Genomic DNA, 8,644 nt, shown 5'->3' with positions numbered 1-8,644 from the left:
GGCCGCACGGCCTTCGGGGTCCGGGCGGCGGCCTCGGCGGCCTCGGCGGCCTCGGCCGCCGCGTCGGCGGCGCGGCGCAGCTGGCTCGGCAGGAAGAGGCTCATGGTGCGGGTCGACTCGGACTCGCCGTCGAAGGACATCTCCCGCTGCGGCGGTCGGTTCACTGTTTGACCCATATCCGGTAGACCGAGTCTCCGCTGCTCGTCGTGGTGGGGAAGCGCCCCGTCAGCCGGTAGTGCGGATTGCCGCGCAGCGCCTTCTCGACCGCCGCGTCGACCTCGGGCGTCACCCCGCCGCGCAGCATGATCACGTCGAACCGCGCGTCGCGCACGGCCGCCGCGAACCCGGCCGGGTCGGGGCCCTCGTACCGCTTGCCGTCCTTCGCCGTGTACTCGAAGAAGGTCGTGCTCACCCACTGGTTCCAGCCGGTGCGGTCGCGCAGCAGGTACGCGGGCACCTCGGACTCCTCGGCGAGGTAGAGCCCCTTCTTGTCCACGACGGTGCGCAGGTACTTGGCGGGGCCGCGGGCGTCCGGCCAGCTGAAGGCGTTCTGCGCCTGCACCATGCCGAGCACGAGCGTCAGCACGAAGAGCATGATGCCGAGCTGCGGGTTGCGGAAGTGCGGGCCGATCAGCCGGGACATGCCGAGCCCGGCCATCGGCGCGGCGAAGAGCAGCCCGAAGCCGACGTGCTTGAAGAGCGAGACCTCCGTCTGGAGGTGGATCTGGTAGGCGGGGGCGAGGAACGCGGTCCCCGTCAGGAGGAGGCCGAGCAGCGCGCGCCGCCAGCGGCCCGGCGTGCTGCCCCGTACCCACGGCATCTCGACCATGCGGGCCCGCAGCACGTACGCGAGGCTGCCGCCCGCCGCCGTGAGCACGAGCAGGCCGCCCCACTGGGCGCTGTGGTCGAGCAGCCGGCTCGCCGGGTCGCCGCCGTGGGCGCGGTCGGTCGTCGTGGACGTGATGCCGCCGAGCGGCCCGGAGAGCGCGTAGCCGAGGCCGAGCAGCGCGAGTATGCCGACGCCGAGCACGACGCCGCGCAGCAGTGTGCGCGCGCCGCGCTGCCGGTAGGCGGTGAGCACCGCGAGGAGCACGAGGGTCGGTACGTACAGCGCCGCCGCGTACTTGACGCCGCACGCGAGCGCGATCGGCGGGGCCGCGAGGAGCACGGCCGGGACGCGCATCCGGCCGGTGCGCACGACGATCCACAGGCCGAGCGCGAGCAGGAAGAGCGCGGCGCCGTCGTACGTCGCGAGGCGGCCGAGCGTGAGGGTCGGCTGGACGACGGCGAAGAGCGCGGCGGCGCCGAGCGCGGAGCGCGCGTTGAAGAGGCGGCGCGTGCTCGCGTACAGGAGCGTCGTCGTGGCGAGGAGGAAGAGCAGGCTCAGGAAGCGGACCCCGGAGAGCCCGAAGCGGTCGTCGACGAGCGCGGCGAGCACCGGGTACAGCTTGGGGTGCCCGGAGAAGTAGGACGCGAAGTCGACGGGCAGCGGCGTGCCGTGGAGCAGGTTGGCCAGCTCGTAGTGGCCCGAGGCGATGTACAGCGCCTCGTCCTGGAAGACGGAGCCGCCGAGCCGCAGCGTGAGGACCGCCTGCACGAGGAGCACGCACAGGAGCGCGCCCCGGCTGATGAGCGTCGACCTGCGGGTGTCGACGGACCACGCCGACTCGGGCACCTCGGGCACGCGGTACCCGGCGACGGGCGCCCGCTGCGGGTTGAGGTCGAAGGCGTCCGCCTGCGGCGCGGGGACGCGAGCGAAGTTCTGGGTGGGGGGATCGAGGGCGGGATCGGGGCCGGAGCCGGCCGGGGGGTACGGGTACGGAGCGGCGTCGCTCTCGTACGGGCGCGGAGCGGTGTCCCCCTCGTACGGACGCGGAGCCGCGTCGCCCTCGTACGTCCCCGGACCCGCCGTGTTCCAGGAGTCCATCAGCGGCCCGCTCCCCCGCTCTTGGCGCCCGCCGCCCGCACGTCGAAGCCGTACGAGGGCGCCGCCGCCTCGCGGCGGTAGGCGGCCTGGGCCGCCGGGTCGCTCGCGATGCGCCAGTCCGCCTCCTTGTCGAAGTCGAACCACACGTGCCCGAGCACGTCGTCGCGCCCCTTGACCCCGGTGAACAGGTCGTGGATGTCGGCGGGCTTGCGCGGGGTGTCCTCGGCGGCGGTCTCGGCGATGAGGAAGGGCTTCTTCGTGAAGGCGCGCACCTCGTCCATCGTCGGCCCGTACAGCGTCCGGAAGGTGGCGGGCCCCTCGGCCCCGTAGTAGCCGATGACACCGACCCAGTCGACGTACGCGTCCCCCGGCCAGTACGGGCGCAGCCGCACGTCCGGCACCGGGTTGATCACGTTCGGGCTCCACACCCAGATCACCTGCGTCGCGCCCTCGTCCGCGAAGACGTCGTGGAGGTGCCGCCAGGCGCGCACGAACTCGGCCGGGGTGGCCTTCTTGCTGCCCCAGGGGTACCAGTGGCCGTTCATCTCGTGCGCGAAGCTGATCGCGACGGGCTGGTTGAGGTCGCGCACGTCCCGCGCGAACCCGCGGATGTACGTGTCGTCCTTGCCCGTGCCGATCTGCCGGAGCGTCTTCTTGAAGGGCTCCCAGGCGATGTACGGGAGCGCCCCGTAGTCCCAGGCGTTGACGGCCAGCCGCGTCTCGTAGGCGTCGCCCCACGCCGAGTAGAACTCGACGAGGTCGGGCTTCTTGCCCGCCTGCTTCGCGAAGCGCGCGAGCGGCGCGACCGAGGCGGGCGCCCCGTCGAGCGCCACGCCGAAGTACTTCTTCGCCGGGGCGAGCAGCGGCCGCACGTCGTACGGGAGTTCACTCGGCTTCGGCGAGGGCGTCGCCCCGCCGTCCGTCGAGGCGGTCGCGTCCGAGTGGCCCTGCGCCCGCTCGTACTGCGACCTGCCCTCGTCGCTGAAGACGGAGCAGCCGGCGGCGCCGAGCGCGGCGGCGCCCGCGAGAGCGCCGAGCGCGGCCCGGCGCGGGAACGCCGTGGCGTGGGGGGAGGTCATGCGGGAACCCCCTGGGGGGAGAAGGTCATACGAGGGCTTCCTGAGTGCTGGGCGGCAGCGGGGCCTGCGCCCGGGCGGCACGCGGTTGTACGAGGACGCGGGCGACGACGGCCGCGTAGAAGAGCCCGCCCGAGAGCATGAGGGCGTAGTCCGGCGGGTAGCCCGTGAGCAGCCGCCAGCCCGAGACCGCGACCCACAGCACGGCGGTGCCGCCGGTCCAGCCGATCATCCCGGCCCAGTAGCGGCCCATGCCGTTCTTCTTCGCGCCGTCCGAGCCGGTCGGCTTCCAGCCCATGGGCCGCCCGCGCAGCACGTCCCACACCGCGAAGACGTGCGACCAGCCGTACATGATCCGCACCGCCCACGCTTCGAGCCGGTAGGGGGCGCGGTGCCACAGCGGCAGCACGAGGGTCACGTAGAAGACGCTCGGCAGGATCAGCAGACCGGCCTGCGCGCGCAGCAGGTCGGGGCGGAGCAGGAGCAGCGAGAGCGGGATGAGCGGGGCGATGAAGGTGAGCAGCGCGGTCTGGAGGTAGTAGAGGAAGCCGGAGACGTAGCACAGGCGGGTCAGCAGCTTGAGGTCCATCTGCCAGAAGGACTTCGACGTCAGGAGCGACAGCGAGCCCATGCACCAGCGGTACTGCTGGTTGTGGAAGGCGCCCGCCGTGTCGGGGCAGACCCCGGCGGACAGCGCGACGGGCACGTACCGCAGCTTCCAGCCGAGCGCCCGCAGGTCGAAGCCCGTGTACATGTCCTCGGAGTGTTCGATGAGCGAGATGCCGCCGATCTCGTCCAGCGCGGAGCGCCGGTAGACCGCGCAGGAACCGACGCAGATCGAGCCGTCCTTGTCCTCGCGGGAGGTCTGCACCGAGCGGTAGAACTGCTCCTGCACCGCGCCCGCGCCGCGCTCGATCCAGTTCTGCCGGTCCACGATGCGGAAGAACTGCGGCGACTGGACGATCGCGACCTTCTCCTCGTCCATGTGCGGGAGGAGTTCGTCGAGCAGGTCGGCGCGCGGCGCGAAGTCGGCGTCCAGGATGAGGATGTGCTCTCCCCGGGTGCGCTCGAAGGCGTACCGCAGGTTCCCGGCCTTCTTGAACCAGCCCCGGTTGGGGCGCACGAGGTAGCGGAAGCCGAAGTCGGCGGCCATCCGGGCCACGTCCGGGTCGTCCGCGTCGTCCAGCACGTGCACCTCGACGGGGCCCGCGTACGTACCGCTCAGCGCGCGCACGTGCGTCCACGTGTTGTGCAGCACCTCGATCGGCTCCCCGCACACCGGCAGGAACACGTCCACGCTCGGGTACGCGGCGGGCCGCCAGGCGCGGACGAGCGCCCGGTGCTTCTTGAGGTCGAAGTCCTTGCTGAAGCTGTCGAGGACGAAGGAGAGCAGGTAGTCCACGACGACGAAGGCGAGCAGCGGCATCATGACCCAGAACCAGGGGCTCGACGCCGTGAACATGAGCTGGCTGAGGCCCAGGCACGCGAAGCTGATGAACGAACCCGCCGTCAGGACCCAGCGGTTGCGCTGCGCGTAGGAGTACTTCTCGCGGTCGTCGGGCGGCTGCGGCAGCAGCCCGTGGCTGTGCGCCACCGCCCGGCGCCACTCCGCCGCGCCCCCGCCGGACCGGCGCCGGCGCCCGGGCTGGGACGCGCCGGACTGCGGTGCGCCGGGCTGGGATGCGCCGGGCCGGGGCGTCTCGCGCGATGCGGAATTGACGGCGCTCATACAAACCCCCGGGCCACAAGGACCCCGAACTCTTTCGGCGAGCCGTTCGAAGAACTCACCCGGAGTTCGCGAGCATATACGAGCCCGGGGGTCACGACGGCGCGCCGCCCCCTTCCTCAGCCACAACCCCCGCACCCGTGCGACGGGGCGTCAGCGACCCTGAGAGTGCGCATGTTCCGCGCCTCGGCGCTGCGCGCCGCGAGGAGTTCGTCGGCCGGGTACCCGACCTCTTCGAGCGTGAGTCCCACGGGCCGTACGACGTGCACCGCCGAGTCCCGCACCCCGGCCGCGAGCACCTTCGCGGGCCACGACGGCGGCCTGTGCCCGTCCCCGACGAAGAGCAGCGCCCCGACGAGCGAGCGCACCATGTTGTGGCAGAAGGCGTCCGCGCGCACGGTCGCCTCCAGGACGCCGTCCGCGCGCCGGGTCCAGAAGAGCTGCTGCATCTCGCGGATGGTCGTCGCGCCCTCGCGCTTCTTGCAGTACGCGGCGAAGTCGTGCTCCCCGAGCAGCCCCTCGGCCGCCTCGTTCATCGCGTCGAGGTCGAGCGGCCTGTCGTGCCACAGCACGTGCCCGCGCAGCAGCGGGTCGACGCCGCCCGCCTGGTCGGCGACGCGGTACGCGTACCGCCGCCAGATCGCGGAGAACCGCGCGTCGAAACCCTCGGGCGCGGGGGCGACCCGCCACACCCGTACGTCCTTGGGCAGCCGCCCGGCGAGCCGCTTCAGCAGCTTCTCGCCGTGCTCGGCCCACACCTCGTCCGCCATCTCGACGTGCGCCACCTGCCCGCGCGCGTGCACCCCGGCGTCCGTGCGCCCGGCCACGGTCAGCTCGTACGGGTCCGGGGCGCGCGTGACGACACGGAGCGCCTCCTCCAGCGTCTCCTGCACGGTGCGGCGCCCGCCGGGCTGCCTGGCCCAGCCGTGGAACTGGGTGCCGTCGTAACTCAAGTCCAGCCGCAGCCGCACGAGGGCCGCCCCTTTCTGTGGTGGTACGGCAGCGGGCCCGCCCCCGGAGGGACGGGCCCGCTGTCATTCGAGTCCGTGGACTCAGGCGTCCTTCGACTCCTCGGTGGACTCGGCGGTCTTCGCCTCGTCCTCCTTGACCGCGCGCTTCGTCGCGGCCTCGGCCTCGCCGGTGGCCTGCTGGGCCACGGTCAGGGCCTCCACCAGCTCGATGACCGCCATGGGCGCGTTGTCGCCACGACGGTTGCCGATCTTGGTGATACGGGTGTAACCACCCGGCCGGTTCTCGTACCGCGGGCCGATCTCCGTGAAGAGCGTGTGGACGACGCTCTTGTCGGTGATGACCTGGAGGACCTGGCGGCGGTTGTGAAGGTCACCCTTCTTCGCCTTGGTCACCAGACGCTCGGCGTAGGGCCGCAGCCGCCGCGCCTTCGCCTCGGTCGTGGTGATCTTGCCGTGCTCGAACAGCGCCTTCGCGAGGTTCGCGAGCAGCAGCTTCTCGTGCGCGGCACCGCCGCCGAGACGAGCACCCTTGGTGGGCCTGGGCATATCCAACTCCTAGTGTGTCTGCGTCGGCCGTACCAGGTACCGACGACAGTGTCCGCGCGAGGAAACCCCCGACGGAGATCCGGCCCGAAGTCCGGAATCCGGTACGGGCAGCTCCTGCCTCCAGCAGCCAAAATTCAGCCCTGGCCGACAAAATCCAGCCCGTCCGGCGCTTGAGGACGAGCGCGAAGCGCAATCACGCACCCGCACCCGAATTCCCACCGAACAAAACCCAGCCCGTCCGGCGTTTGAGGACACCCGAGCCGGAGGCGAGACCAGTAATCCCGCCCCCGCCCCGGAACCTCAGTACTGCTCGGTCTCCACGAACCCCGCGTCCGCGTCGTCGTCCGCGCCGAAGGTGTCGGCGGCCGACGTCGGGTCGAACCCGGGAGGCGAGTCCTTGAGCGCCAGGCCCATACCCGCGAGCTTCGCCTTGACCTCGTCGATCGACTTCGCACCGAAGTTGCGGATGTCGAGCAGGTCCGCCTCGGAACGGGCAACCAGCTCGCCGACCGAGTGGATGCCTTCCCGCTTGAGGCAGTTGTACGAGCGAACGGTGAGCTCCAGCTCCTCGATCGGCAGCGCGAGATCGGCGGCGAGGGCGGCGTCCGTCGGGGACGGGCCCATGTCGATGCCCTCGGCGTCGACGTTCAGCTCACGCGCGAGGCCGAAGAGCTCGACCAGCGTCTTGCCCGCGGACGCCATGGCGTCACGGGGCCGCATGGCCTGCTTGGTCTCGACGTCGACGATGAGCTTGTCGAAGTCGGTGCGCTGCTCGACACGGGTCGCCTCGACCTTGTACGTGACCTTGAGCACCGGGGAGTAGATGGAGTCGACCGGGATACGGCCGATCTCCTGGCCCGCCTGCTTGTTCTGGACGGCGGAGACGTAGCCGCGACCGCGCTCGACGGTCAGCTCCATCTCCAGCTTGCCCTTGGCGTTGAGCGTGGCGAGCACGAGGTCGGGGTTGTGCACCTCGACACCGGCCGGGGGCGCGATGTCGGCGGCGGTGACGACACCCGGGCCCTGCTTGCGCAGGTACATCACGACCGGCTCGTCGTGCTCCGAGGAGACGACGAGCTGCTTGATGTTGAGGATGAGGTCGGTCACGTCCTCCTTGACACCCGGCACGGTGGTGAACTCGTGCAGGACGCCGTCGATCCGGATCGAGGTGACGGCGGCACCCGGGATCGAGGAGAGGAGCGTGCGGCGCAGGGAGTTGCCGAGGGTGTAACCGAAGCCCGGCTCCAGCGGCTCGATGACGAACCGCGAGCGGAACTCGTCGACGACCTCTTCGGTCAGCGACGGACGCTGAGCGATCAGCATGCGTGTCTTTCCTTCTGTCGTGGGCGACCACTATTTGACGCCCTACGGGGGCCGGAGGCGGCCGTAGGGCCCGGGGGTGTGCACCCCTGGGCCGTACGGCACCACCTCACGGCGATCCGGGACCGGCGGTCCCGGCAGTCGACTCAAACGCGGCGGCGCTTGGGGGGACGGCAGCCGTTGTGCGGCGTGGGGGTGACGTCCTGGATCGAGCCGACCTCCAGGCCGGTGGCCTGGAGCGAGCGGATCGCGGTCTCACGGCCGGAGCCGGGACCCTTGACGAAGACGTCGACCTTGCGCATGCCGTGCTCCTGCGCGCGGCGGGCGGCCGACTCGGCGGCCATCTGCGCGGCGAAGGGGGTGGACTTGCGCGAGCCCTTGAAGCCGACGTGGCCGGCGGAGGCCCAGCTGATCACGTTCCCGGTCGGGTCGGTGATCGAGATGATCGTGTTGTTGAACGTGCTCTTGATGTGGGCGTGCCCGTGAGCGACGTTCTTCTTTTCCTTGCGGCGCACCTTCTTGGTAGCGCCCTGACGGCCCTTCGGAGGCATGTATTACTCCCGTGGAGGTGGTCGGTCCTACAGCGCGACGCTGTCGATCGACGGTCGACTGCTGAGGACTACTTCTTGCCCGGCTTCTTCTTGCCGGCGATCGCGCGACGCGGGCCCTTGCGGGTACGGGCGTTCGTGCTGGTGCGCTGGCCGTGGACGGGAAGGCCGCGACGGTGGCGAAGACCCTGGTAGCAGCCGATCTCCACCTTGCGGCGGATGTCGGCCTGGATCTCGCGACGGAGGTCACCCTCGGTCTGGATGTTGGCGTCCACGTACTCGCGGATCTTGACGAGGTCTTCCTCGGCAAGGTCGCGGACGCGGGTGTTGGGGTCGACACCGGTCGCGGCCAGCGTCTGCTTGGACAGCGTCCGGCCGATACCGAACACGTACGTGAGGGCGACCTCGACGCGCTTGTCGCGCGGGAGGTCCACACCTTCAAGGCGTGCCATTCAAGGCTCCTGTGAATGCTTCGGAGGTCTGCCGCAGCACCGCTCCCAACCGCCGAGACCACCTACGGGCCTGGTACG

At 71.1% G+C, this 8,644-nt stretch carries 8 protein-coding genes; all 8 read right to left on the bottom strand.

The features are described from left to right. Positions 1 to 160: 160 nt before the first annotated feature. Positions 161 to 1,927 (bottom strand): glycosyltransferase family 39 protein, encoded by a 1,767-nt coding sequence (locus G3I42_RS12180; protein ID WP_164285260.1) that lies wholly within the window; start codon positions 1,925 to 1,927, stop codon positions 161 to 163. Then, a complete protein-coding gene (locus tag G3I42_RS12175) occupies positions 1,927 to 3,006 on the bottom strand; it encodes a glycosyl hydrolase (protein WP_164285258.1) in 1,080 nt (359 codons plus the stop codon). The genes G3I42_RS12180 and G3I42_RS12175 overlap by 1 nt, the downstream gene beginning before the upstream one ends. A gap of 25 nt (positions 3,007 to 3,031) precedes the next feature. Next, positions 3,032 to 4,597, bottom strand: coding sequence for a cellulose synthase catalytic subunit (locus tag G3I42_RS12170; RefSeq protein WP_164285256.1), 1,566 nt, complete (start codon positions 4,595 to 4,597; stop codon positions 3,032 to 3,034). A 251-nt stretch (positions 4,598 to 4,848) separates the two neighbouring features. Then, complete coding sequence (gene truA / locus G3I42_RS12165; RefSeq protein WP_164285254.1) at positions 4,849 to 5,700, bottom strand: tRNA pseudouridine(38-40) synthase TruA; 852 nt, start codon at positions 5,698 to 5,700, stop codon at positions 4,849 to 4,851. Positions 5,701 to 5,781: 81 nt separating this feature from the next. Continuing rightward, positions 5,782 to 6,246 carry a 50S ribosomal protein L17 gene (gene rplQ / locus G3I42_RS12160; protein WP_164285252.1) on the bottom strand — a complete coding sequence of 155 codons (465 nt, stop codon included), beginning with the start codon at positions 6,244 to 6,246 and terminating at the stop codon, positions 5,782 to 5,784. Between the two features lie 300 nt (positions 6,247 to 6,546). Then, positions 6,547 to 7,569 (bottom strand): DNA-directed RNA polymerase subunit alpha, encoded by a 1,023-nt coding sequence (locus tag G3I42_RS12155; RefSeq protein WP_007826018.1) that lies wholly within the window; start codon positions 7,567 to 7,569, stop codon positions 6,547 to 6,549. A 143-nt stretch (positions 7,570 to 7,712) separates the two neighbouring features. Then, on the bottom strand, positions 7,713 to 8,117 hold the full coding sequence (rpsK, locus tag G3I42_RS12150; RefSeq protein ID WP_008747488.1) for a 30S ribosomal protein S11: 405 nt from the start codon (positions 8,115 to 8,117) through the stop codon (positions 7,713 to 7,715). 68 nt (positions 8,118 to 8,185) lie between these two features. Then, positions 8,186 to 8,566 (bottom strand): 30S ribosomal protein S13, encoded by a 381-nt coding sequence (rpsM, locus tag G3I42_RS12145; RefSeq protein WP_030994294.1) that lies wholly within the window; start codon positions 8,564 to 8,566, stop codon positions 8,186 to 8,188. Positions 8,567 to 8,644: the final 78 nt, after the last annotated feature.

The organism is Streptomyces sp. SID11385, assembly GCF_010548245.1.
In the GTDB taxonomy this organism is placed as follows: domain Bacteria; phylum Actinomycetota; class Actinomycetes; order Streptomycetales; family Streptomycetaceae; genus Streptomyces.
Note: the sequence above shows the minus strand (reverse complement) of the source record. Positions and strands in the feature narration are given on the sequence as shown.